Annotated in this window: 17 protein-coding genes; 8 read left to right on the forward strand and 9 right to left on the reverse strand. The window is 64.0% G+C overall.

Features of this window, described 5'->3' with window-relative positions:
- Position 1: 1 nt before the first annotated feature.
- Positions 2-3,649 carry a transporter substrate-binding domain-containing protein gene (locus ACYCAX_RS14300; RefSeq protein WP_460248273.1) on the reverse strand — a complete coding sequence of 1,216 codons (3,648 nt, stop codon included), beginning with the start codon at positions 3,647-3,649 and terminating at the stop codon, positions 2-4.
- Between the two features lie 8 nt (positions 3,650-3,657).
- Positions 3,658-4,284 (reverse strand): response regulator transcription factor, encoded by a 627-nt coding sequence (locus ACYCAX_RS14305; RefSeq protein WP_015478005.1) that lies wholly within the window; start codon positions 4,282-4,284, stop codon positions 3,658-3,660.
- Positions 4,285-5,409: 1,125 nt separating this feature from the next.
- Between ACYCAX_RS14305 and ACYCAX_RS14310 the strand changes: the two genes are divergently transcribed.
- Complete coding sequence (locus ACYCAX_RS14310) at positions 5,410-5,802, forward strand: response regulator (protein ID WP_294973758.1); 393 nt, start codon at positions 5,410-5,412, stop codon at positions 5,800-5,802.
- Positions 5,803-5,862: 60 nt separating this feature from the next.
- Here the strand turns inward: ACYCAX_RS14310 and ACYCAX_RS14315 are convergent, their stop codons facing one another.
- Complete coding sequence (locus ACYCAX_RS14315) at positions 5,863-6,210, reverse strand: YggL 50S ribosome-binding family protein (RefSeq protein WP_015478008.1); 348 nt, start codon at positions 6,208-6,210, stop codon at positions 5,863-5,865.
- 271 nt (positions 6,211-6,481) lie between these two features.
- Between ACYCAX_RS14315 and dacB the strand changes: the two genes are divergently transcribed.
- Positions 6,482-7,927, forward strand: coding sequence for a D-alanyl-D-alanine carboxypeptidase/D-alanyl-D-alanine endopeptidase (gene dacB / locus ACYCAX_RS14320; protein ID WP_460248274.1), 1,446 nt, complete (start codon positions 6,482-6,484; stop codon positions 7,925-7,927).
- Between the two features lie 31 nt (positions 7,928-7,958).
- On the opposite strand, the gene ACYCAX_RS14325 is transcribed toward dacB, so the two are convergent.
- Both ACYCAX_RS14325 and rlmKL read right to left on the reverse strand, forming a co-directional pair.
- Positions 7,959-10,373 (reverse strand): sensor domain-containing diguanylate cyclase, encoded by a 2,415-nt coding sequence (locus ACYCAX_RS14325; RefSeq protein ID WP_460248275.1) that lies wholly within the window; start codon positions 10,371-10,373, stop codon positions 7,959-7,961.
- 115 nt (positions 10,374-10,488) lie between these two features.
- Complete coding sequence (rlmKL, locus tag ACYCAX_RS14330; protein WP_015478011.1) at positions 10,489-12,672, reverse strand: bifunctional 23S rRNA (guanine(2069)-N(7))-methyltransferase RlmK/23S rRNA (guanine(2445)-N(2))-methyltransferase RlmL; 2,184 nt, start codon at positions 12,670-12,672, stop codon at positions 10,489-10,491.
- 485 nt (positions 12,673-13,157) lie between these two features.
- Here rlmKL and rmf point away from each other — a divergent pair, with 485 nt between their 5' ends.
- Complete coding sequence (gene rmf, locus ACYCAX_RS14335; protein ID WP_015478012.1) at positions 13,158-13,376, forward strand: ribosome modulation factor; 219 nt, start codon at positions 13,158-13,160, stop codon at positions 13,374-13,376.
- 99 nt (positions 13,377-13,475) lie between these two features.
- Here rmf and ACYCAX_RS14340 read toward each other — a convergent pair whose 3' ends face one another.
- Positions 13,476-14,501, reverse strand: a complete 1,026-nt coding sequence (locus ACYCAX_RS14340) for a quinone-dependent dihydroorotate dehydrogenase (protein ID WP_015478013.1) — start codon at positions 14,499-14,501, stop codon at positions 13,476-13,478.
- A 411-nt stretch (positions 14,502-14,912) separates the two neighbouring features.
- Between ACYCAX_RS14340 and ACYCAX_RS14345 the strand changes: the two genes are divergently transcribed.
- Positions 14,913-15,794, forward strand: a complete 882-nt coding sequence (locus ACYCAX_RS14345) for a DUF6685 family protein (protein WP_460248276.1) — start codon at positions 14,913-14,915, stop codon at positions 15,792-15,794.
- A gap of 11 nt (positions 15,795-15,805) precedes the next feature.
- Here ACYCAX_RS14345 and ACYCAX_RS14350 read toward each other — a convergent pair whose 3' ends face one another.
- Positions 15,806-16,219, reverse strand: coding sequence for a helix-turn-helix domain-containing protein (locus tag ACYCAX_RS14350; protein WP_051070440.1), 414 nt, complete (start codon positions 16,217-16,219; stop codon positions 15,806-15,808).
- 123 nt (positions 16,220-16,342) lie between these two features.
- Here ACYCAX_RS14350 and ACYCAX_RS14355 point away from each other — a divergent pair, with 123 nt between their 5' ends.
- Positions 16,343-16,552: a MerR family transcriptional regulator gene (locus ACYCAX_RS14355; protein ID WP_015478016.1), complete on the forward strand. Its 210-nt coding sequence runs from the start codon at positions 16,343-16,345 to the stop codon at positions 16,550-16,552.
- Entirely contained in the window at positions 16,549-16,818 is a 270-nt protein-coding gene (locus tag ACYCAX_RS14360) for a hypothetical protein (RefSeq protein ID WP_015478017.1), read from the forward strand. The genes ACYCAX_RS14355 and ACYCAX_RS14360 overlap by 4 nt, the downstream gene beginning before the upstream one ends.
- Here ACYCAX_RS14360 and ACYCAX_RS14365 read toward each other — a convergent pair.
- Positions 16,809-17,339, reverse strand: coding sequence for a hypothetical protein (locus ACYCAX_RS14365; protein WP_460248277.1), 531 nt, complete (start codon positions 17,337-17,339; stop codon positions 16,809-16,811). The two genes, ACYCAX_RS14360 and ACYCAX_RS14365, sit on opposite strands and share 10 nt — an antisense overlap.
- Before the next feature lie 198 nt (positions 17,340-17,537).
- Between ACYCAX_RS14365 and ACYCAX_RS14370 the strand changes: the two genes are divergently transcribed.
- On the forward strand, positions 17,538-17,753 hold the full coding sequence (locus ACYCAX_RS14370) for a hypothetical protein (protein WP_015478019.1): 216 nt from the start codon (positions 17,538-17,540) through the stop codon (positions 17,751-17,753).
- A gap of 251 nt (positions 17,754-18,004) precedes the next feature.
- On the opposite strand, the gene ACYCAX_RS14375 is transcribed toward ACYCAX_RS14370, so the two are convergent.
- Positions 18,005-22,867 (reverse strand): NAD-glutamate dehydrogenase, encoded by a 4,863-nt coding sequence (locus tag ACYCAX_RS14375; RefSeq protein ID WP_460248278.1) that lies wholly within the window; start codon positions 22,865-22,867, stop codon positions 18,005-18,007.
- A gap of 322 nt (positions 22,868-23,189) precedes the next feature.
- Here ACYCAX_RS14375 and ACYCAX_RS14380 point away from each other — a divergent pair, with 322 nt between their 5' ends.
- The gene (locus tag ACYCAX_RS14380; protein WP_294973744.1) at positions 23,190-24,575 is read left to right on the forward strand and encodes an NAD(P)/FAD-dependent oxidoreductase; all 1,386 of its coding nucleotides are present in this window, start codon (positions 23,190-23,192) and stop codon (positions 24,573-24,575) included.
- The last annotated feature ends 1 nt before the right edge of the window (position 24,576 follow it).

The following is a 24,576-nucleotide window of genomic DNA, read 5'->3' on the forward strand; positions in this document are numbered from 1 at the left end:
CTTACGCCACCCGCCCGGACCTGGCCAACTGCTCGCTGAGTCCCCGCTGCAACTCAAACATCACCGAGATGACACTCGACGCCTTCGCGCGGATCTTCGAGACTTCAAGGTGATCACGGCAGGCGGCCTCCAGCTCGGCGCACCCCTCCTGCAGGGCACTTGCATTGACCAGGCGGGCAGCGCCTTTCATGCGATGCGCCAGCTCGCCCAGCTCTTTCCAGTCCTGCGCTTCCAGCAAAGGCCCCACCTGCTCGATATCCGTGTCATTGCTGTTGTACAACTCTTCCAGCAACCGGTGGATCAACGTGGGGTTCCCTCCGGTCATTCCCTCCAGCAACTGGAGATCCAGGCCTTGCATTTCAGGGCACGGGATATCGGACGCACAGCAGGGCACGGACTCCAGGCGTTTACGCAGGTTTTCCAGCCCGATGGGTTTGAACAGGCAATCGTTCATACCGGCACGGCGGCAGTTCTCCATCTCATCGGGCTGGGCGTTGGCGGTAAAGCCGAAAATCACGCAGGGCTCCACATCCATTTCCACCTCCAGCTCGCGAATACGGTGTGCCAGGTCATAGCCAGTGAGCACCGGCATGTTGCAGTCCGTAATCACCAGATCGAAATCGCCGGGATGCCAAGCCTGAAGTGCCTTTGCGCCGTCACATGCCACATCCACCTGATGCCCGAGATGCTCGAGCTGTTGCGTCAGCAACAGGCGGTTGGCGGCGTGGTCATCGACCACCAGCACCCGGAGTGATCGGCCGCAGGGCTGATGCGCCAGCCTGGGAGCCATCTTCTCCTCGGCGAGCGGCTCCAGAACCTGCAGCGACAGGCTCACGCAGACCCGCGTGCCTTCTCCGGGCTGACTCTCCAATTGCACACTGCCCCCCATCATCTCCGCCAGCTTGCGACAGATGGTGAGCCCCAGGCCAGTACCGCCACGAGATGCCTGACTGGTCTGCGAAGCCTGGCTGAATGGCTCGAAGAGCTGCGCCTGATCGCTGGCGGTGATCCCGATGCCGCTGTCTTCAACCGCGACCTCCAGAGCCATGTGCGCCCCTGCGAAGCGCTCCCCGCACACTTGAATCCGTACCTGGCCCTTGTCGGTGAACTTGATGGCGTTGCTGACCAGGTTCGACAGGATCTGCTTGAAACGCAGCGGGTCGATGAGAACGTCGCAGGCGGCCTCGGCATCGATCTCCACCTTGAGCTCCAGCCCTTTCTGCCGCGCCAGTCCATCGAATACCCGAGCGATGGACTCGACCAGTTCACGCAGCCGGGCACGCTCCGGCATCAGGGTCAAACGCCCTGACTCGATCTTGGCGACATCGAGGATATCGCCGATCAACGTCAACAGAGATTTGGCCGAGTCATAGGCCACCTCGACCGACTCACGCTCCCAATGTCCCTGGTCGGCGCGGGTCAGGGCCAGTTCGAGCATGCCGATCACTGCATTCATTGGCGTGCGGATTTCATGACTCATGGTGGCCAGGAAGGTGCTCTTGGCACGGCTGGCTTCTTCGGCCTGATCCTTGGCTGCCTGCAGTTGATGGTGCAAACGTTCACGCTCGGTGACGTCGAGCCAGCCGCTCACCAGTCCCAGCACCTCGCCCTTCGGTCCCTTGTACGGGGTCGCCCAGTGGTAGACCTCCACCATGCGCTGGCACAGCAGGAACACCCGATCCGAGGCCAGCGCCCGTCCGTGCGTCATAGTCTGCAGATACTCCTCATGCAGTGCCTGGGCCTCCTCGGCAGGCAACCAGTCGCAATCGATGAGGCGGCTGCCCTGGGCGGCATTACGGGTCATGCCCGTGACCTCGAGGAAACTGCGATTGCAGGTGAGCAACCGCCCCTCCCTGTCCCGCACCGCGACGGGGTGGGGAATGCCATTGATCATCGCGCGCTTGAATCCGAGCCGATAGTTGAGCTCCTTCTCCGACAACCGTCTGCGACGAACCTTCACCTGCAGGCGCCAGTTCCATAGCAGTACTGCGCAGAGCAACGCGATACCGCCCCAGACCAGTTGTACGATCCGGGTCCGATAGCCTTCCCAGGTGCTATCAGGACCTTCGACGCTCGCCGACCAGCGCCCGATGACGTTGGCCATGTCATCCGGGGAGATCGCCAGAATCGCCTTGTTCAGGATGCTCAGGAGCTCCGGATCCCTCTGCGACACGGCAATCGAAAACTGCCCGGGCTCCCGGTCCAGGGACGCGGCCACACGCAGCTCGTGGTAATACCGCGAAATCAGGTAATTCGCCGACGTTGACAGATGGATGCTCGCATCCACCTTGCCCTCGCTGATCATCGGCAGGTCGTCGACGTTATTTTCCACCGGCACGAGCCGCACCTCCGGGTGCCGCTCGCGCATGAAACTCTCCAGGACCGAACCTCTGGGCACCGCGACACGCCGACCACGGAGATCGGCCAACGAATGGAACCAGCCCGCATCCTTCGCCACCACCACCGCAAAGGAGGCGCTCATGTAGGGGCGAGTGAAGGCCAGCCACTCCTCCCGATCCGCGGTTGGCGTCAGCGCGCCGATCGCCTTCGCCTTGCCATCCTTGACTTCGTCCAGCATGGTGGAAACGCTCGGCTCAGGCCGTACATCGAAGCTGAGTCCAGTCCGCGCGTGAATGAGGTCCAGCAGATCCGCGGCGATTCCCTGGAAGTTCCGCTGCGAATCGAAGAAGGAAATCGGCGCCTGCGCTCGATCGACCACCAGCACCGGATGCGGGTTGCGCTCCATCCAGCGCTGTTCCTGAGGTGTGAGGATCAGTCGTTGGCTGGCGATGGAATAAGCGCCCCCCGGGCTCCAGCGCCGCTGAATGGCATTGTCGAGCTGCTGCGGAGTCGCCGCCAGCGCTCGATCGAGGATTTTCAGCAGGGGTTCGTCAGAGCTCCTGACGGCGAAGCTGAAACCCGCGCCGTTGAAACTGGCGAAATTGAGCGGCTTCAGGTTGGCGAGATAGCCCTGGCTCATCAGGTACTGCGCGCTGAACGTATCTCCCACGAACAGGTCCGCCTGCCCGAATGCCACCGCCTCGAGTGCCTGGTGCAGGGACAGGAACGGCATGATCGTGGCCCCGGGGAAGTCCCTGGCGAGTTCTTCATTGGAGAAGTAGTCGCTCACCACCGATAGTCGCTTGCCACGCAGTTGATCGCCACTGTCCAGGCGCATCCCCTGAGGACCGACAATGACCGGCTGATTGGTGAAGTAGGGTAGGGAAAGGCTGATTCCGGGGAAGCTCGACTCATAGTGGGTCGCGCGGCTCAACAGATCGATCTCCCCCTTCTGGAGTGCGCTGATGGCAGATTGTCTATCAGCGTATCGGCGCACTTCGACCCGTACGTTAAGCGCCTCGGCGAGTACGCCCATGTAGTCGGCGGTCACGCCTTCCAGATCCGTACCGCTGGCCATGATGTCGAACGGTGCGTAGTCGGGGGCGGTCACTCCCAGCACGAGAGTGCGCTTGCCTCGCAGCCATTGCCAGTCGGCTTCGTCCAACTGGACCTTGACCAGCACATCCGATGACCGCGCCAGCAAATTCATGTGGGACCAAGAAGAGGACTCCGCACCCACGGCTCCCAGGCAGCCCAGCAGCAGAATCGCGCCCAGAGCCAAGCGAAGGTGTCCACGCCAGTTGAACATCACACACCTCAAACCAGCGCGTTACGCTTGGCAAACTCAATCAGGTCGACCAGGGAATGAGCATTCAGCTTCAGCAGCAGTCGCGTCTTGTAGGTGCTGACGGTCTTGTTGCTGATGAACATCTGCTCGGAAATCTCCTTGTTCGAGTAACCATTCGCCAGGTACTGGAGTACGGCCATCTCGCGATCGGAGAGGCGCTGGATGAGTTCCTGGTCATCCAGCTGTCCGTTGTTCCTGCGCGTCTGCCGGATAGCCGTGCTGGGGAAGTAGTTGTATCCCGCCACCACGGCGCTGACCGCACTGATCAGCTCGGCCAGTCCGCCTTGCTTGCAGACGAAGCCCGAGGCACCGGCCTGCATGCAGCGCATGGCGAACAGGGAGGCGCTCTGCCCGGTCAGGACCAGGATTTTCAGCGGCAGGTCGAAGGCGGAGATTCGGCTGATGACCTCCAGGCCGTCCAGCCGGGGGATACCAATATCCAGAACAACCAGATCCGGAACCAGGTCCTTGACCATAGAGAGCGCATCCACGCCGTTGTCGGCCTCACCCACGACGACATGGCATTCTTTCTCCAGCAACACGCGCATTGCCATGCGGATAACCGGGTGATCATCGACAATAAGTACCTTGCTCACGGAATCCCTCCGACAGTTTCATGGAATCGAATATCTGTCGGTAAGATATCTTCTAGGCCTGTTCTGTCGAGACGTCCCCCCCTCGATATTCAGCATCAAGGGGATTTCCTACACAACAAGCGTAGATATCCTACAAAACTCCTAAATCCTGATCATTCACCCGCCTGAATATACAAATCCCGCTCCCGTATCTAATTCTCAATAAGAATCTTCCGACACCAAACAAGCGAAACACCGACATCGATTCCTCGGTCAGATCAGCACCATCGACAGAAAGCTCCGGCACCAACGGATTTCCCACATGACCTCTCCTCTGCTGATGGTTCTGGAGGATCACCCGCTCCCCAGGCAGTCCACTACATGCCCCCCTGCAGACTCTCGACTATCGGGGGATACAAGCTGCAACCAACGAACAGGACGCCTTGCTGCAGCTCCGCCAGAGCGGAGGCGTAGACATCGTGACCTGCGATGCCCACGGGTCGGGCATGGACGGTTTGAGCATCCTCCGACTGGCCGCCCAGACGTATCAGGTCAAGGCCAGCGATACGAGTCAGCGAGTTATCGCCCGAGCTGCGCCAAGCGATATTGCATCTGGCCGATCGGTACAAACTCCAAGTTCTGGGTGGAGTTGAAAAATCCATCTATCTATCGAGACTGCAAGAGCAGAACAGTGTTTATAGATATCCTGGAGAGGCAAAACCAAACTCGTTTATCCCGACATTGCCGTCAATGCAATTCACCAAGTGCTCGCGAATCAAGATTTCACCCCTTACAACCGACGACAAATTCCACCACCACTTCAGAGTGCGACGCAGAAAGATCTACTCGATGAATAAGCAAAAACCCAGAGCAAGTCACTTCACACACTCTTCTGGATTTATGAAAGTTCACGACCTGAAACTTCAACCAACCCGGCTTACCATCGATAAGTCACTGACCTTCATTGAAACGGACAGCTCCACCCGCCAACTCAATAATCGCTCCATCAATCTGGAAATAGCCGACCTGCAACATCCTGAACGGAGCAGCCATATCGAAAACAGGACCGGGCACTACCAGACGCCGACCCGCGCCATCAGCCCCCACCCGATGCTCAGACACCCCAGAACCCCAGGAGAAACCGCCATGCAGGACAGCACGCTCGCCATCCTGGTCGTCGAGGATCACCCCTTTCAGTTGATCGCCATGCAGATGCACCTCAACCGAATGGGGTTCTTCTACCTGACTCCCGCGCTGGACGCCGAGGAGGCCAGGGAAGCCTGTCAACGGCGTGAAAAACCCTTCGACCTGCTGCTGTGCGACATCAACCTTCCGGATACCAACGGCATAGAGCTGCTCACCGAGCTGGCCAGCAGTGGCGGCATACAGCAGGCGATACTGTTCAGTTACAGGGAGGAAGACGAGCTGCAGAGGCTGGAAAAGCAGCTCAAAAGCAGCGGCCTCCCCGTTCTAGCCTGCCTGTCCAAGCCCCTGGACCAGCGGACGCTATTGCAAACCCTGGGGGAGAAGGCCGGGTAACGGCCCGGAGCGCCTGGATGCACCGCCGCGTTGCGCAGCGAGCGCATCCGGCGCACGCCCTCATTCCGTCTTGGCGTTGATGGGCTGATCCGGATACCAGGCATCCATCAACGGTCCCGCCGTGAAAGCGGCCAGCTCCGGCTGTTGCCTGAGCCAGCCATCCACAGTGGCGCGCTGTTCTTCGCTGACCGAGCCACGGTGCGCCAGGCAGATGAAGCCGTATTCGTCACACCCGCCGTACACCAGCTCGTTGGGCTCCACCGCATCCGACGCGAAGCGCTGCATGAAGGCCGCAATCGCCGTTGCATCCAGACCGGACTGGTACTGGAAGCTCAATTCGAATCCCAACTCCTGGAACTCATCGACACACAACTTCTTGCGCAAACGACGAGAACGATTGGTGGCCATCTGACAACCTCCTGCGGATAAGGCGACAGGTCGGCCTTATCATGATTATTCCAACTACTGCCCGACGCTCCCCGGGCAGGCCATCCACAACTCTAACAGCTCCACCGCCGCTCCCATGACAACTGGCATGTGTTGCCCAGCGCAACACGCGGCAGCTTGCGGCATAATGTCCGCAGCTCCGGGGAAACAAGGAGCTGCTCATTCGTATTGTTGCGTTTCATCTTTTCATTTTTTCAAGTCAATGCCCGACCACTGGGATGTCACCTTTCCTATGTTCAAATCGCTGCGTGTTCTCGCCTTCGCCACATTATTACCCTTCACCCTGCCGGCACTGGCCCAGATCAACACCACCCTGCCCGACCGCGTTGCAAAGGCCCTGAAGGCCAGCAAGTTGACCAATGACGCGCTGTCGCTGGTGATGATTCCCCTCGACGGCCCCGGCAATCCAACCTACTTCAACGCCGATGTCTCGGTGAACCCGGCGTCAACCATGAAGCTGTTCACCACTTACGCCGCCCTGGAAATGCTCGGCCCGACGTACCAATGGCAGACCGAGTTCTACACCGACGGCCAGCTCAAGGACGGCGTGCTCAACGGCAACCTGTACCTCAAGGGCGGCGGCGACCCCAAGCTGAACATGGAGAAGCTCTGGCTGCTCATGCGTGACCTGCGCGCCAATGGCGTCAGCAAGGTCACCGGCGACCTGGTGCTGGACCGCAGCTACTTCAACATTCCGCAGTTGCCGGTGTTCAACGACGACGGCGGCGACGACAACAAACCCTTCCTGGTCGGCCCCGACTCCCTGCTGGTCAACCTCAAGAGCGTGCGCCTGGTCGTGCGCTCCGACGGCGGAAAGGCCAGCGTGCTGATGGACCCGCCGCTGGCCAACGTGCGTATCGACAACCAGGTCAAGGTCAGCAAGGCGGCGCCCTGCCCGGCCTGGCCGAAACTGCGTTTCAACCCCGTCACCCAGTTCGACGGCACCTCGCTGGTGGCAACCGGCCAGATCCCATCGGGCTGCAGCGCGCAGACCTACATGTCGCTGCTCGACCATCCGGGCTACACCGCCGGTGCCGTTCGCGGCATCTGGCGGGAGCTGGGCGGCAGCATCATGGGCAAGGACCGCGAAGGCAACGTGCCCAAGAGCGCCACGCTGGTCGCCCGCGCCAACTCACCGGACGTGGTGGAAGTCATCCGTGACATCAACAAATTCAGCAACAACACGATGGCGCGCCAGCTGTTCCTCTCCCTGGGCGAACGCTTCCGCAACAGTGCCGATGCCGATGACGCCCAGGCCGCGCAGCGGGTGATTCGCCAATGGCTGGCCCGCAAGGGCATCACCGCCACGCACCTGGTGATGGAGAACGGCTCCGGCCTGTCCCGCGACGAGCGCGTCAGCGCTCGCGAGATGGCCGCGATGCTGCAAGCCGCCTGGCACAGCCCCTATGCCGCCGAGTACATCTCCTCGCTGCCGATCGTGGCGAAGGACGGCACCATGCGCAAACGCCTGCGCGGCACCCCGATGGCCGGTGAGGCGCACGTCAAGACCGGTACGCTGAACACGGTCCGCGCCCTGGCCGGCTTCAGCCGCGACGCCAACGGACGCAACTGGGTGGTGGTGGCGATCCTCAACAGCAATCGGCCTTGGGGGGCCTCGTCCATCCTCGACCAGGTATTGCTGGACCTCTACAGCAGCACCAGGCGCACCGGCGGCTGATACGCAAGGACCCCGGTCCATGCCGGGGTCCTCACCCGTCGTCGCGTTCCAGCCGATCACGCCCCGAGCGCTTCGCCCGGTAAACCGCGCGGTCCACCTTGCGCAGCAGATCGTCGGCCGTCTCGCCGAGACGCCAACCGACCACCCCGAAGCTGGCGGTCACCACACCGACGCCCTCCACGGGCTGACTCCGCAGCGCCTGCCACAGCGCTTCGGCCAACTGCGCCGCCTGCTCCACAGAACTACCCGGACAGAGCACCACCAGCTCTTCCCCGCCCAGCCGGCAGAACACATCCACCTTGCGCAGGCGCTGGGAGACTCTCTGGCACAGCGTGATCAGCACGGTGTCGCCCGCCTCATGGCCGAAACGGTCGTTGATGTCCTTGAAATGGTCGACGTCGAACATCACCAGCGCCAGCGGCTCGCCGCTGCGTGAGCAGCGCGCCATGCTCAGTTCCAGTTGCTCCTTGAAGTACCGCCGGTTGTGCACCCCTGTCAGCGCGTCGGTCACCGAGAGCCGCCGCAACTCCAACTCCGCTTCCTTGCGTCGGGTGATGTCCGTGGCGATGCCCAGGTAGCCGGTCAGCACGCCCGAGGAGTCTCGTACGCCGGTAATGATCAGATTGATCTTCAACTGCCGGCCGTCCCGGCGAACACAGGTCCATTCATGCTCCTCATGCCCCTCGCCAACCAGCGCGCCAACGACTTCGAAGCCACGGATTTCGCGTCCCAGCGCAATCGACAGGTCATGCGCCCGGCGGAGGATTTCCTCTTTGACGAAGATATTCTCCGGCACCGGTCGGCCCAGCACCTCCCGCGCGCTGTAGCCGAACAGGCGTTCGGCGCCGACGTTGCAGCTGCGTACGAAGCCTCGCAGGTCGGTGGACACGATGGCGACCTGGGTCGCCGCATCGAGCAGCCCGTGCAGGCGATTGTTGACCTCCCCCAGCTCCAGCTCCACCGCCTTGCGTGAACTGATATCGGTCTGCGTACCGATCATCCGTCGCGGCGAACCCTCGCCGCTCCGCTCCACCACCTGGCCGCGATCCAGCACCCACAGCCAGCGGCCGCTCTTGCAGCGCAAGCGGTGCTCGCTCTGGTACAGCGACGTCTCGCCGCGCAGATGCCGTTGCAGGGCCTCGCTGCGCGCGGTCCGGTCGTCAGGATGAACCCGGCGCGCGCACTCGTCCGGACTCGCACCGATCTCCGCCGCGCGGAACCCCAGCATGGCTTTCCAGGCGTGGGAGTAGAACACCTTGCCCAGATCGAGGTTCCAGTCCCACACGCCGTGTCCGGCGCTGTCCATCGCGAAGTGCAGGCGTGCCTGGTTCTCCTGGAGCTCCAGCTGGTTGGCACGCAGCTCGGCAGTGCGCTCCGCCACCAGCTGCAACGCCCGCTGACGCTGCCCCAGCAGCGCCAGTACATACCCCGCCAGCAGCAGCGACGTCAGCAGTCCGCCCAAGACCACCCATAACTGTGGATGGCCCTCGTTGCGCTGCAGAAAATCCCGGGAAGGCTCGATACGAACGAGGTAGTCCCGCCCGGCGAAATCCAGATGCCGCTCCGCCACCAGGCCGGAATCCGGCGCGGCCATCACCGCACTGCGATACATCGGCGGATCCGGCTGCTCCTCCGCACTGTCGCGCAGGGTCAGGGCCAGTTGCGCCAGGCTGTCGGCATCCATGCCCTGCTCGATCAGCAGGCGGTAGCTGATCGCCGCTACCAGGATACCCAGCAGGCCGCCACGGCCTTCCTCTCCGGCGGCGGTCGTCACGCCGCCTCGGTAGAACGGCGCGGCCAACAGGACGCCGGCCGCATCCGCCACGGGAGCGCCGGGCAGGACCACGGGCATCGAAGCCGTCAGTTGTCGTCCGATGAGCACCCGCTGCGTCAGTTCGCGCCCCGGCAAGGTGGACCCCAGGTCGAGTCCGAGCGGCAACTCCTGCAGATACTCGGAAGCTCCGTAGAGCACGGGGAAGTAGCGCTCACGAACCTGCGCGGGAACCGGATCGCCCTGTGGGCCCAGCTCATGGAGCTGATAGTCGAGCATCCCCGACGCCTGGACCTGCGCCTCGAACACCGCGCGCCCGCCGTGTTCGATCCTGGGTAGCCAGGCATACCCCAGGGCATCGCCCAGCAAGGGGCTGACGAAATGCTCGAACTCCTCGCGCGATACCTCATTGGAGTTCTCGAAGAAGCGCTGGATGGATTCGAGCTCGCTGCGCTGCAGCAGCAACCGCTCACGCACCCGGTCGACCCGCTCGTTGGCCGCCAGGGCGAACTGTTGCTCCAGCGCCGTGCGCGCGTTGCGCCAGACATTCCAACCCAGCAGGCCCGTCAGCAGCACCCCGGCGGCGAGTACCAGGCCGGCCGCGCGCAGCGCCTTCTTTTGGCGGGCGACTCCCTGAGCGGCAGGCAACTGCTCATAGGCCGGCAACTGAGTCATGGGGACTCCCGCGTTCAGGGCTGCGGAAAGGGTACCCAGTTCTTATAGCAGATGATGGCAGATTGCCCGAAAGCCACTCGACGCACGGCCACGGCGTGCCGTGCGCCAGCCGGCATCAGCGTATGCTGATGCGCCAGGCCCGGTGGATCCTGCTATTGCGCGCGAAATCCTGGTCCAGGGTCTGCGCACTGATCTCCTCGACCTGATAACGCGCCGCCACGCCCTCATCCAGTTCGAACTTGCGGAAGTTGTTGGAGAAGTACAGCACTCCCCCCTTGGCCAGGCGCGCCATCGCCAGGTCGATCAGTTCGACCTGGTCGCGCTGCACGTCGAACACGCCTTCCATGCGCTTGGAGTTGGAGAAGGTCGGCGGATCGATGAAGATCAGCTCATATTCGCCACGATCTTCCCGCAGCCACTCCATCACGTCGCTCTGCACCAGACGCTGCTTGTCGGAGAAGCCGTTCAGCGACAGGTTGCGCCGCGCCCAGTCCAGATAGGTCTTGGACAGATCGACGCTGGTGGTGCTGCGCGCCCCGCCCTTTGCCGCATGCACGGTCGCCGTAGCGGTGTAGCAGAACAGGTTGAGGAAGCGTTTGCCCTGGGCCTCGCGCTGGATGCGCAGGCGCATCGGGCGGTGGTCGAGGAACAGGCCGGTGTCGAGGTAATCGGTCAGGTTGACCAGCAGCTTGACGCCGCCCTCTTCCACTTCCATGAAGCGACCTTCGGCGCTCTGCCGCTCGTACTGCTTCTTGCCGGCCTGACGCTCGCGACGCTTGATCACGATGCGCTCGGTGGGAATACCCAGCGCCTGCGGCAGCGCCGCCAGTGCGTCGAGCAAGCGAGCCTGGGCCTTGGCCGGGTCGATGGACTTGGGCGCGGCGTACTCCTGTACATGTGCCCAGTCGCGGTACAGGTCCACGGCCAGGGCGTACTCGGGCATGTCCGCGTCATACAGGCGGTAGCACTCGATCTTTTCCTTGCGCGCCCACTTGCCCAGCGCCTTGAGGTTCTTCTGCAGGCGATTGGCGAACATCTGCCCGCCTTCGCTCAGGCGGGCCTGCTCGATCACCGCCGGACCCTGGGTCGGCGCCGACTCGCTGCGCTCACCCCGATCGCCGGTCACGAACTGGCGCGGCTCCACGTCGAGCATGATCAGCTTGCAAGGCAGCGCGCCGTTGAAGAAGGCGTACTGCTTGTGGCTGCGGATGCCCATGCGCTTGCCCAGCTCCGGCGCCCCGGTGAACACCCCGGCGCTCCAGCCCAGGCAGCTCTGGCGCAGACGCTCGCCCAGGTGCTGGTAGAGATACAGCAGGCTGGCTTCATCGCCCAGGCGCTCGCCGTAGGGCGGGTTGCAGATGATCAGGCCCTTCTGGCCCTTGTCCGGACGCGGCTCGAAGGTGGCCAGTTCGCCCTGGTAGATCTTCACCCATTCGGCCAGACCGGAACGTTCGATGTTGTTGCGCGCCGGCTGGATCAGGCGCGGGTCGGCCTCGTAGCCGCGAATCCACAACGGGGTCTTCGAAAGGCCGACGTCAGCCCGATGCAGGGCTTCTTCGAGCAGCTTCTTCCAGATGGCCGGCACATGGCCCAGCCAGTTGCTGAAGCCCCAGCGCTCGCGCTTGAGGTTCGGCGCCACATCGGCGGCGATCAGGCCAGCCTCGATCAGGAAGGTACCGACGCCGCACATCGGGTCGGACAGCGCGCCGCCTTCGGCGGCGATCTTCGGCCAACCGGCGCGGATCAGCACGGCGGCGGCGAGGTTTTCCTTCAGCGGCGCGGCGCCCTGCTGCAGACGGTAACCGCGCTGATGCAGGCTGTGGCCGGAAAGGTCCAGCGACAGGACGGCCTGGCCGCGGTCCAGGTGCAGGTGCACGCGGATGTCCGGATTGACCTTGTCCACCGTCGGGCGCTTGCCGAACTCGGCGCGCAGGTTGTCGACGATGGCGTCCTTCACCTTCAGCGCACCGAAGTGGGTGTTGTCGATGCCCGAGCCCTTGCCGCTGAACTCCACGGCAAGGCTGCCGCCGGCGTCCAGGTGATCGCTCCATTGAACGGCATTGACGCCCATGTACAGGTCTTCGGCATTGCTCACCGGGAAACGCGACAGCACCAGCAACACCCGATTCGCCAGGCGCGACCACAGGCACAGGCGATAGGCCGTCTCCAGGTCGCCCTGCCCGCGCACCGCCGATACCTGTGCGCGCGCCTCCTCAAGACCCAAGGCCTGCGCCTCGTCCAGCAACAGGCCATCGAGCCCCTTGGGGCAGGTCAGGAAAAGTTCGTAGTGTTCCGCCATGTCAATCTTCCCGGGCCGCAGCCCTCTCTTTTTCATGAAGCTCCACCAGGGAGCTCTGTCGGCCATCCGCGCGGGGGATTTCCCGCGAACAGCAATCGGTGTTCATTTTCCGGGACAGTCGTTCAACCTGTCTGCGACCTCGAGTCGCATATCACCGGCCCACTCGTCGGAATGAGAGAAAGTCGCAATTAGACACACTTTCCCCTTGACCCGGTACAACCCCACGTCCCTGGTGGATTACGCGATGGTGGCACTCTCCGACCGGGCAAACGCTTATGGCTTGATTCCATAAGAGTTAAGTCTTTATGACAAATTGGTTGTTCACAGCCCCTTGGGCTTTGGTTAGAACTCAGCTTAATCCGTTATCGCAATGATAACGGGGGGGGCGCGTCACGCCGGCAATGCGCCCCATTGGCGGAAATTTCCGCCCGGCCTCCCTGGGGGGCCAACGGGACATAACAGTCAACAAGTGAGGGCAACACCCTATGAGAAGACTTAAGCGTGATCCGTTGGAAAGAGCCTTTTTGCGCGGTTATCAGCACGGCATCACTGGAAAATCTCGCGACCTCTGTCCGTTTACCCATCCCACCGCTCGGCAATCCTGGCTCAATGGCTGGCGTGAGGGCCGTGGCGACAACTGGGATGGTTTGACCGGCACCGCCGGTATTCAACGTCTGAATCAGATGCAGCACGCGAACGGCTGAATCGACGGACCACACCGACTTCCCCAAGCCGCCCCATCCGGGCGGAAAAGGGCGCAAGCCCAAGGGCTCCGAAAGGAGCCCTACTTATTTCTACCGTCCTTATCCCCGCTGAGCCGCGGCGATTGCATCCACCGCCTCGCGGATCAGCGCCGGGCCCTTGTAGATGAAGCCCGAATAGATCTGCACCAGACTCGCTCCGGCGGCGATCTTCTCCGCCGCATGGATGCCTTCGGTGATACCGCCCGCGGCGATGATCGGCAGGCGCCCACCCAGCTCACCCGCCAGTACCTTGACGATGTGGGTGCTCTTCTCGCGTACCGGCGCGCCGGACAGCCCGCCCACCTCATCGCCGAAGGGCAGGTGCTCGACGCCTTCGCGGCTCAGCGTGGTGTTGGTGGCGATCACCGCGTCCATGCCCGCCTCCACCAGCGCGCTGGCGACCATCGCGGTTTCCTCGTCGCTCATGTCCGGAGCGATCTTGATCGCCAGCGGCACACGGCGGCCGTGCTGCACGGCCAGGTCTTCCTGGCGCTGGCGCAGGGCTTCGAGCAGTTGCTTGAGCGAGTCGCCGAACTGCAGGCTGCGCAGGCCGGGGGTATTGGGCGAGCTGACGTTGACCGTCACATAGCTGGCGTGGCCATAGACCTTGTCCAGGCAGATCAGGTAGTCGTCCACCGCGCGTTCCACGGGCGTATCGAAGTTCTTGCCGATGTTGATGCCCAGCACGCCACGGTATTTCGCCGCCTTGACTCGCTCGATCAGGTGATCGACGCCGTGGTTGTTGAAGCCCATGCGATTGATGATCGCAGTGGCCTGCGGCAGGCGGAACAGGCGCGGCTTGGGGTTGCCCGGCTGGGGACGCGGGGTGACTGTGCCGATCTCGACGAAACCGAAGCCCAGTTGCGCAAAGCCATCGATGGCGTCGCCGTTCTTGTCCAGGCCGGCGGCCAATCCCACCGGGTTGGCGAACTCCAGCCCCATCACCTTCACCGGCAGGCTCACCGGCAACTGGGTGACCAGGCCATTGAGGCCAAGGCGGCCGCCGGCACCGATCAGGTCGATGGACAGTTCGTGGGACGTTTCCGGGGAAAGCTTGAACAGGAGCTCGCGGGCCAGGCTGTACATGGTCGGGCATCGGTCGGCAAAATGGGGCGCTATTATAGCTGGCGGCACCCCGCTCAGGCGAGGCGCTGCGACGCCAGCGACCGCCCGGGGCCATCGAATTGCCCGTTCGAAGCGACCCGCACGCTCGGGCGCGGGCTGAAAGGCCGCAGAGGATGGACCGGCAGCGACCATCGAGGTCGGCCCCCGCACGCGATGGCGTGCCACGATAGACTGCCTGCAACCGGTGCGCCGGCAGACGGATGTTCAGCACCACGCAAGCCACGGAGGTCTCCCCCGAGTGATAGGAAGATTTTTGCCGCAACGCATGCGCCACATGGCGCCAGGGTTTTCTATGCTTAGGGCAATTCGCCGCGCATCCGCTTCGGCGCTTCCTGCACTGACCGTCCGGCCATCGGGAGTCTTGCGTCGAACATGAGCCAGCCCCCTCGCCACCGCAGCATGACCAGCCGCTTGTCCGCCCTCGCCCAGCGCCTGGGACTTGGCGGCGCCGATGCCCACAATGTCGCGCAACGCAGCCGTACCCTTTCCCTGCCGTTCGAGGCCCCCGGCGCCTTCGTCAGCGGCATCGGCTGGCAGTCCGGCGCACCGCTCCACCGCCTGATCGACCTGCCGCGCGGAGCGCTGTCCGGGCCGGTCCAGGAAGACAAGGCGCGCATCCACGCGGTGCTCAAGCGCCTGGTCGGCAGCCACCGCGACGAGCATCCGGCCCTCGACCTGCGCACGCTGGACGGCCTGTGCCACCGCTCACTGCAGGACAGCACCCTGGCAACACTGGACGAACTGACGCAAAGCGACAACTGCCGCAAGGTGCGGATCATCAGCTACAACGACTTCACCAAGGTTCTCGGCCAGGCGCTGCCGGGTTTCCAGCGCAAGGCCGCCTTGCAGTTGCGGCGCGCCAGCTGGCATGGCGACCGGCTGTTCTGGGATGACGACAATCACGCCTGCGAGATGGCCTGCGCCGTGGTCTATGCCCGGCGGCGAGGGCTGGAGATCACGCTGCCGGCGGTCATTCAGTGCTTCGAGCTGCACGCAGCGGTGCTGGATGAACTGGATCGCGGCTTCCACATGCTGGCAATGCCGGCACGGGCCTGGAGCGACCCGGCGTTCATGGACCTGCTGCTGGACACCGGCATGCCCTACGCGCGCTTCGGTCTGTTCAACACGGAAACCCCGGAAAGCCTGCTGCTGCCCAAGGATCATCCGCAATCCGACGCCTTCGGCCAGGGCCTGCGGGAGGCCGGTGCCGCGGACGTCATCGACTACCTGCGACGCGCCAGCTCGGCCGGCTGAGATCCGCCGCGCTACTCGGCAGCATCGTCCTCGCTGATCCGGCGCTCTTCCTCGCTCAGGCTTTCCAGCACCTCACGGTGGCGCGCCTGCCACTCTTCCAGGCTCAGGTTGCTGGTGGCGAGCAACTGCGGATGGCGCTTGACCAGATAGACCGCGGCGCGCTGGGCGGAATCGGCGACCTTCCAGGTCACCTCGGCGGAGTCGATCGGCCCTTCGTAGGTGATCCAGCGGCTGAAATCCTGATACTCGCTGCAGACTTTTTCGAAGTCCTCGTCGCGCATGCGCTGGTTGCCGTACTCGATGTTCTCCACATCTTTCTCTTTCATACCGACTGTTTCGGCAAATGCGCGGCGCGACAGGCCAGTCAGCGCACGAAGCGCCCGTAGTCTTTCTCCTGCAGTGAACAGGAAACGTTTCTTCACCATATGTCATCCGTGTCCGAGACTGTATAGTCCGGCTATAAATTCCTAACAATTAGGATAAAATTACCCTTTCACAGGGGCTCGAACCTGCCGTTTCGAGCAATTTCCGATGGTGCAGGATGCAGCATGAAAGTGGAAGAACCGTTCTCCCCGGACCTCATCGAGGGCAAGTACTACCTGACGCCCGAGCGCTTTGCGCAATTGATCGGCATGGGCGACCGGCTGATCGTGGTGCAGCGATGGATCGACCTCGGTGAGGTGCCTTCGCGCATCATTGGCGGCCAGCTCCTGGTGGACCTGAGCGCCCTGCTCAAACAGGCCGACTCGGCGAAATGAGCCTGCCCCTGCTGCCACGGATCTGCCTTCACGCGGCAGACCTGGCGCGCGGCAAGCAAGTGCTGCTCGTCCATGAAGAGTGCCATGCGCTGCGAGAGTTCCAGCACATCGGCCTGCTGCACATGCAGGCGCCAGCGCTCGACCGCCAGGCGACGCTCTGCACCTGTCGGCATCCCCGGTTGTTCGCCTTTCACTTCTATTACCGCTGGCTGCCGACCCATATCGGCAGCTTTCGCCCATCGCCCAAGGACTTCGATCACTCCTGAGCGGCGTCCTGCGCGGCTTCCAGTGCGGGGGCCGCGGGAATGCCGATCTCCACGCAAAGGTTCATGGCGCGCTCCAGGTCGTTGCGGTAGACCAGCACGCACTGCAGCTCGTCATCCAGCGGCTCGCTGAAGTCCACCAGGACATAGCCACCCTTCTCGGGGTAGAGCGCGCCCAGTTGGGTCTGGATGCGGTTCAGCGCCACGAGCGGCTCGGCCTTGCGCAGTTGCTTGGCCTGCAGGACGAAGTTGACGCCCGGATCGAAGGACGCACGAATCTCCCCGAACAACTCTTCATAGCTGTCACCCTGGAACAGCACGATTTCCGGGAGGCTGCCCACCACCACCCACTCCCCCAGGGGAATCGGGAAGCTGTCGTCGTAGTTGATGTCCGGGTTGGCCGCGTGGAACGCCTTCGGATCGGCGTAGGCCTGGGTGGCCTCGTCGGCGATCTGCTCGATCTCCGCCTCGCCCAGGCAGCCCGAGCTGATCAGTGTGAGGAGTTCGACGAGTTGCGCTTTCATGGGGAGGTCCTGAGAAGAGATGAACAGCCGCGAAGGATATCCGCAATCACGAAAAAACGCCGTAAGTAGGGAACCTTCTTACAGACCGACCTGTCGGAAGTCGCCATAACGATACTCACTATCAAACGGGATGATTTCTGCGCGATCCGTGCAATTGATAGCCTCGCATCCATTCCGCTCCCTCTACGGGTAAACCCGATGAACCGTGCCCTTGCCTTACTGACCCTGATCACGCCGCTGTGGCTGGCAGGTTGCAGCAGCCAGTCTGCGCCTCGGCCGGAGCCTTACAGCAACGACGAAGTGAAGTCCTTCGCGCTGAAGATCCTCGGCTCCAGCAATATGTCCGACGAGCTCTACGCCAAGTACCGCCGCGCGCTGACCGAGCCGCGAGAGGATGGACGCAGCGGAAGCTGAATGTTCTGGCGCATGCCGGTGAGGCTGCGGTAGCAACTTTCCTCATCTCGATTTTTTCCGCGCCATACGAAGCGTTTCATGGGCGCTCGTGGCCGGGGACGTGCCCAAGCCACGGCAGGGTGCGGTTCGCGAGCAAGCTCGCTCCTACCTGTATAGCGTCTCGCTCTGCCGTGAGCCGGGTGGCTCGTGTCTGAAAAAAAGCCCCGCACAAGGCGGGGCTGGAGCATCGAAAGATCAGTTGGCGGTGCGCATCAGGGGATGCACACGCCGTGCTGGTTGCTTTGCGCCAGGTCGAGCAGTTCCCGGTTGGCCACGGCGTACATCGCATAGTCGGTGCTGTTGGAGGCACGCAGCTCGGTGAGCATGGTGCGCCAGCGCTCGACCATCGGCGCGTGCTGCGCCAGCCAGAGGGCCACGCGCTGATCGATTTCCGCCGGGCCGTCCTGCATCTGCAGCACCGAGACGGTGATCGCCCGCTGCTGCCAGTCCAGGTCGTCGCGGAAGGCTTCGCGGGCCAGCGCCTGCCAGTTGTTCTCCACCGGCAGGGAGCTGATCTGCTGCAGGTACCAGGTCAATTCCAGCTCGCTGCCCAGGGCGAAGTAGGCGCGCGCCACGTCGGCCGGGTCGCGGCCGGTGACATCCGCCGCCTCGACGATCGGCAGCAGGGTGTAGAGGTGGCTGGTGCCGGCGACCATGCGCGCCAGCAGCTCCGGCACGCCGGCATCCACATACGCCTGGTAGCGCGCCTGCCACAGCTCGCGGGTCGGGCCTTCGAGCAGTTCGTTGAGCTTGAGGCCGAGGGCGGCGATGCGCGGTCCGAAGTGCGCCACGTCGCGAGCGGCATCCTGCTCGTTGCGGCGGCTGCGCAGGAACCAGCGGGTAGCACGGCGACCCAGGCGCATCAGTTCGTCCATCAGGGTCAGTTGCACTTCCGCCGGCACCTGGTAGTCCAGCGCCTCGATCTGGCGGAACCAGTGCGGCAAGTGGAAGACATCACGCACGATCACGTAGGCGCCGGCCACATTCGCCGGCGTCATGCCGGTGGACTCCTTCAGGCGCTGCACGAAGGTGATGCCCATGTGGTTGACCAGATCGTTGGCGATCTGCGTGCTGACGATCTCGCGCTTCAGGCGATGCTTGCGCATGGCCGGGCCGAAGGTTTCGACCAGGGTCTGCGGGAAGGCGGTTTCCATGTCGCGGGTCAGGTAGTCGTCGTCCGGCACCAGGGAACCCAACAGCTGTTCCTTCAGGTCGATCTTGCTCCAGGAGATCAACACGGACAGCTCGGCGCGGGTCAGCCCCTGGTTGGCGGCGATGCGCTCGGCCAGGGCGTCGTCGCTGGGCAGGAATTCCAGCGCGCGGTCCAGCTTGCCGCGGCCTTCCAGGTCGGTCATCAGCCGCTTGTACTCGGCGATGCGCTCGCGGGCACGGCGTTCGGCCAGGGACAGCGCCTGGGTCTGCTTGTAGTTGTTGCCCAGCACCAGCCCGGAGACCTGGTCGGTCATCTCCGCCAGCAGCTTGTTGCGCTGCTTGCCGGTCATGTCGCCGGCGGCCACCACCTCGTTGAGCAGGATCTTGATGTTCACTTCGTGGTCGGAGCAGTCCACGCCACCGGCGTTGTCGATGAAGTCGGTGTTGCAGGCGCCGCCGCTGAGACCGAACTCGACCCGCGCCAGCTGCGTCATGCCCAGGTTGCCGCCCTCGCCCACCACCTTCACCCGCAGGTCGCGGCCGTCCACGCGCAGGCCGTCGTTGGCCTTGTCGCCGACGTCGGCGTGGGATTCCTTGCTGGACTTCACGTAGGTGCCGATGCCGCCGTTCCACAGCAGGTCCACCGGCGCCTTGAGCAACGCGTGGATCAGCTCGGTCGGAGTCAGGCGCTCGGCGTCGATGTCGAAGCGCGCGCGGACTTCCGGGGTCAGCGTGATGCTCTTCGCGCTGCGCAGGAAGATGCCGCCGCCGGCCGAGATCAGCGAGGCGTCGTAGTCCGCCCAGCTGGAGCGCGGCAGGTTGAACAGGCGCTGGCGCTCGGCGAAGCTCGCCGCCGGGTCCGGATTGGGGTCGAGGAAGATGTGCATATGGTTGAAGGCCGCGACCATCTGCAGCTTGTCGGACATCAGCAGGCCGTTGCCGAACACGTCGCCGGCCATGTCGCCGATGCCGATGACGCTGACGCTGTCCTTCTGCACGTCGATGCCGCGCTCGCGGAAGTGACGCTGCACCGAGACCCAGCCGCCACGGGCGGTGATGCCCATGCCCTTGTGGTCATAGCCGGCGGAGCCCCCGGAGGCGAAGGCGTCGCCCAGCCAGAAGTCGTATTCGGCGGAAATGCCGTTGGCGATGTCGGAGAAGGTTGCGGTGCCCTTGTCGGCCGCCACCACCAGGTAGGGGTCGTCGGCGTCGTGGCGGACCACGTTGGCCGGCGGCACGACCTGGCCTTCCTTGAGGTTGTCGGTGATATCCAGCAGGCCGGAGATGAAGATGCGGTAGCAGGCGATGGCTTCGGCCTGGATCTCGTCACGGCTGCCGCCGACCGGCAGCCGGCGCGGAATGAAGCCGCCCTTGGCGCCGGTGGGTACGATCACCGCGTTCTTCACCTGCTGCGCCTTCACCAGGCCCAGCACTTCGGTGCGGAAGTCTTCCTCGCGGTCGGACCAGCGCAGGCCGCCACGGGCCACGTCGCCGAAGCGCAGGTGCACGCCTTCCACGCGCGGGCAGTAGACGAAGATTTCGAACTTCGGCGTCGGCCGCGGGATTTCCGGGATGGCCTTGGGGTTGAACTTGAAGCTGAAGTAGCTCTTGTTCTGCCCGGCGGCATCCGGCTGGTAGAAGTTGGTGCGCAGGGTCGCCTTGATCAGGTCGAGATAGCGCCGCAGGATGCGGTCCTCATTGAGCACCTGAACGTTGTCCAGCGCGGCGAGGATGGCCTGCTCCAGCTTCTGCTGCTTGTCGCCCAGGTCCTCGGCGGTGAGCTTGCGGGCCAGGTAGAAGCGGGTCTTGAACAGGCGCACCAGTTCGCGGGCGATGTCCACATGGGCGTTCAGCGCGCTGGCGATGTAACCCAGGTCGAAGCCCAGGCGGATCTGCTTGAGGTAGCGGGCGTAGGCACGCAGCAGCGCCACGTCGCGCCACGCCAGGCCGGCGGTCAGCACCAGGCGGTTGAAGGCGTCGTTCTCGGCATCGCCGTTGACGATGTGGACGAAGGCGTCCTGCAGGGTCTCGTTGAGTTCCTGGATGTTGACGTCCAGGCCTTCGGCGTAGGTGAAGGCGAAGTCGTGGATCCAGTATTCGCGGCCGTTGCTGTGGCGCAGGCGATAGGGGAACTCGCCGAGCACGCGCAGGCCGAGGTTCTCCAGGATCGGCAGGACGTCCGACAGCGCCAGCGGCGTGTCGGCGTGGTAAAGCTTGCAGTGCAGTTGCTGCTCACCCTGGGCCAGCGGCTGGTAGAAGCTCATCACCAGCGGACGCTTGTCCGACAGGCTGGAGAGGTGCTGCAGGTCCACCACCGCGAAGTGCGCTGCGAAGCGCTCGCGGTAGCCGGCCGGGAAGCCTTTCGGGAAGTCTTCCAGCAGGTTGTTGCCCTGCCCTTCGCCGAAGTTTTCCAGCACCAGCGCGGCGTAGTCGTCCTGCCAGGAGCGGCAGGCCTGGATGGCTTCCTGCTCCAGTTGCGCGGCGTCGACGTCGATGCGGTTCTTCGGGTCGACGCGCAGGATGAACTGCACGCGCGCCAGGGTGGATTCGGAGAAGAAGGTCCAGAACTCGCAGTCGCTGGCCTTCAGGCGCTCACGCAGGACCTGTTCGATCTTGATGCGCGTCTCGGTGGAATAGATGTCGCGCGGCACGTACGCCAGGCAGTAGGCGAAGCGGCCGTATGGGTCCTTGCGCAGGAACAGGCGGATCTTGTTGCGTTCCTGGATCTGCACGATGGACATGGCGGTGGCGAACAGTTCGTCCACCGAGGTCTGGAACAGGTCGTCGCGCGGCAGCACTTCCAGTACCTGGGCCAGTTCCTTGCCCAAGTGGGCATTGGCGTCGAAACCGGAGCGGCGCTCGACTTCGAGCACCTTGCCGCGGATCGACGGGATCTGGGTCACGCTGTCGTTGTAGACCGACGAGGTGAACAAGCCCATGAAGCGGAACTCGCGCAGCACCTTGCCCTTGGCGTCGATCTCGCGGATCGACACGTAATCCGGGTAGGCCGGGCGATGCACGCGGCTGGGGTGCGAGGCCTTGGCGAAGGACAGCAGCAGCGGTTCGCGCAGGTAGGCCACCGCGTAGTCCTCAATGTGCAGCTCCTGTTGGCTGAGGCCGGTACGCCGCAGCTTGGCCACGCCGAGGAAGGACTTCTCGTCGTAGATCATGCGTCCGCCGTCGGTTTCGTCGACGACGGTGAACTCCTCGTAGCCGAGGAAGGTGAAATGGTTGTCCAGCAGCCATTCGAGGAAGGCACGCACCTCGGTGGTCTCTTCCGCGCGGGCCTTGGACTTGGACTTGCCCAGCCAGGCCAGCAGGTCTTCGGCCTTGGCGCGCATGTCCGGGAAGTCGGCCACCGCCAGGCGCACCTCGCCCAGCACCTCGAGCAGGCTCTTCTCCAGCGTGCGCAGCTCGCCGATATGCGAGGCGCGGTCGATCTCCAGGTACATCAGCGATTCCTGATGCACGTCCTTGCCGTGGGTGCCCTTGGGCAGGACTTCCAGCAGCTCGCCCTTGGCGTTGCGGCGCACACTCAGCACGTTGGTCTGCAGGGTGTGGATGCTGTAGCCGCGGCGGTTCAGTTCCATGCGCACCGAGTCGACCAGGAACGGCTGGTCCGGATGCAGCACCTGCACGGCGGTGTGCGTGGATTGCCAGCCGTGCTTCTCGTAATCGGGGTTGTACACCTGCACCTCGGGCTGGGCGGGGTCGAACCGCTCCAGCATGCGCCAGGACGACAGGGTGCAGCCGACCAGGTCGGACAGCCTGCGCTGGGTCAATTCGTCGAGGGAGATGAAGCCGAAGAACTGTTCGGCGAACAGGGCCACTTGTGGCAGACCCTTGTCGTCGACGTGCTGCGCCAGGGCCGCCTGCAGTTGTTGCTGGAAGTCGGCTTTGCTGGCTGCGGTGAAGAACGCCATGGTGTTACTCCGCTTGGCTCGAATTATTGGATTGAGCGTAGTTCGCTTGCGCGTCTTGGTGCGGATCACAGGTACAACCGGGCAGTGTGACCCTCGATTGACCCTCCCGACCGGGCGGTCATCGGTCCGCCGAGCTTATCGGGACTCGGCCACTGTCCGCTTACGGGGCTGCGACATATTCGTTCAGCCTGCGGCAGCCCGGAGCGGATGACGCTCGTACGTTTGTATGAGCTGCGCCGGGAAATTCCATGCAATGCACGATTGTCCGCCAGGCGCCGCCCGGACCAGAGTGCCGCATCGAGACATGCATGGGATCAGACTGATGAAACGCTCTCTGTGGCTGCAGGAAATTGCCGCCGAACTGGACCCGACGCCCGCCCTGAACGGCGAGCTGGAGGTGGATGTGGCGATCGTCGGCGGTGGCTTCGTCGGCCTCTGGACCGCCCTGCGCCTGCTGGAACTGGAGCCTGGCTGCCGGGTGGCGATCATCGAGCGCGACATCTGCGGCGGCGGCGCCTCGGGGCGCAACGGCGGCTTCGTGATGTCCTGGTGGCCGAAGATCAGTTCGCTGGCCGCACAGTGCGGCAAGGAGGAAGCGCTGCGCCTGGCGCGGGCCTCGGCGGCGGCGATCGGCGAGATCGGCGAGTTCTGCGCCGAGCACCGGATCGATGCGCACTTCCGCCGCAACGGCTGGCTGTGGACCGCCACCAGCGATGCCCAGCGCGGCGCCTGGAAGGATGTCCAGCGTACCTGCGAGCGCCTGGGCGAGCCGGTCTTCCAGTCGCTGCCCGACGCTGAAGTCGCTCGCCGCAGCGGCTCTCCGCGCCATCTCGAAGGAGTGATCGAAGCCAGCAACGCCACGGTGCAGCCGGCGCGCCTGGCCAGGGGCCTGCGCCGCGTGGCGCTGGAAAAGGGCGTACGGATCTACGAGAACACCCCCCTGCTGGACTTCCAGCGCGGCCAGCCCGCGCAACTGCGCACCCCCGAGGGCTGCGTCAGGGCCCGGCGTGTGGTGCTCGCGCACAACGCCTGGGCGGCGGCGATCCCCGAACTGCGCCGGACCATCCTGCCGGTCACCAGCACCATCGTCGCCACGGCGCCGATCCCGCAACGCCTGGAGCAGATCGGCTGGACCGGCGGCGAAGCGATCACTGACTCGCAACTGATGGTCGACTACTACCGGACCACCCACGACGGGCGCATCGCCTTCGGCAAGGGCACCGGCATGATCAGCTATGCCAGCCGGGTCGACGGCAGCTATGACGACAACCCGCAATTGAACGAGGACACCGAGCGGGACTTCCGCCGCAGCTACCCGCAGTTGGCGGACGTGCCCATCACCCATGCCTGGAGTGGCCCGATCGACCGCACCTATGACAGCCTGCCGGTGTTCGGCCATCTGGACGGCGCACCGCACATCGTCTACGGCGTCGGCTGGAGCGGCAACGGCGTCGGCCCCAGCCGCCTCGGCGGACGCATCCTCGCCAGCCTGGCGCTGGGCCTCGACGACGAATGGAGCCGCTGCGGCCTGGTCGGCCGCCAGCCCAAGCGTTTCCCTCCCGAACCGCTGCGCTATGTCGGCGGACTGTCGGTGCGCAACGCCGTACAGCGCAAGGAAGCCGCGGAGGCCGAAGGCCGCCAGCCGGCCTGGCTGGACAAGACGCTGGCCGGCCTCGCCCCCTCCGGCCTCGAAGACAAGAGCCTGTGAA

Source organism: Pseudomonas sp. MT3, assembly GCF_054720805.1.

Coding starts and splice junctions, on each gene's coding strand:
- ACYCAX_RS14325 (WP_460248275.1), bottom strand. CDS start 10,373: ATGACTCAGTTGCCGGCCTATGAGCAGTTGCCTGCCGCTCAGGGAGTC.
- ACYCAX_RS14365 (WP_460248277.1), bottom strand. CDS start 17,339: ATGAAAGCGCAACTCGTCGAACTCCTCACACTGATCAGCTCGGGCTGC.
- ACYCAX_RS14345 (WP_460248276.1), top strand. CDS start 14,913: ATGAGCCAGCCCCCTCGCCACCGCAGCATGACCAGCCGCTTGTCCGCC.
- ACYCAX_RS14310 (WP_294973758.1), top strand. CDS start 5,410: ATGCAGGACAGCACGCTCGCCATCCTGGTCGTCGAGGATCACCCCTTT.
- ACYCAX_RS14350 (WP_051070440.1), bottom strand. CDS start 16,219: ATGGTGAAGAAACGTTTCCTGTTCACTGCAGGAGAAAGACTACGGGCG.
- ACYCAX_RS14315 (WP_015478008.1), bottom strand. CDS start 6,210: ATGGCCACCAATCGTTCTCGTCGTTTGCGCAAGAAGTTGTGTGTCGAT.
- ACYCAX_RS14340 (WP_015478013.1), bottom strand. CDS start 14,501: ATGTACAGCCTGGCCCGCGAGCTCCTGTTCAAGCTTTCCCCGGAAACG.
- ACYCAX_RS14380 (WP_294973744.1), top strand. CDS start 23,190: ATGAAACGCTCTCTGTGGCTGCAGGAAATTGCCGCCGAACTGGACCCG.
- rlmKL (WP_015478011.1), bottom strand. CDS start 12,672: ATGGCGGAACACTACGAACTTTTCCTGACCTGCCCCAAGGGGCTCGAT.
- ACYCAX_RS14370 (WP_015478019.1), top strand. CDS start 17,538: ATGAACCGTGCCCTTGCCTTACTGACCCTGATCACGCCGCTGTGGCTG.
- rmf (WP_015478012.1), top strand. CDS start 13,158: ATGAGAAGACTTAAGCGTGATCCGTTGGAAAGAGCCTTTTTGCGCGGT.
- ACYCAX_RS14355 (WP_015478016.1), top strand. CDS start 16,343: ATGAAAGTGGAAGAACCGTTCTCCCCGGACCTCATCGAGGGCAAGTAC.
- ACYCAX_RS14300 (WP_460248273.1), bottom strand. CDS start 3,649: ATGTTCAACTGGCGTGGACACCTTCGCTTGGCTCTGGGCGCGATTCTG.
- dacB (WP_460248274.1), top strand. CDS start 6,482: ATGTTCAAATCGCTGCGTGTTCTCGCCTTCGCCACATTATTACCCTTC.
- ACYCAX_RS14360 (WP_015478017.1), top strand. CDS start 16,549: ATGAGCCTGCCCCTGCTGCCACGGATCTGCCTTCACGCGGCAGACCTG.
- ACYCAX_RS14375 (WP_460248278.1), bottom strand. CDS start 22,867: ATGGCGTTCTTCACCGCAGCCAGCAAAGCCGACTTCCAGCAACAACTG.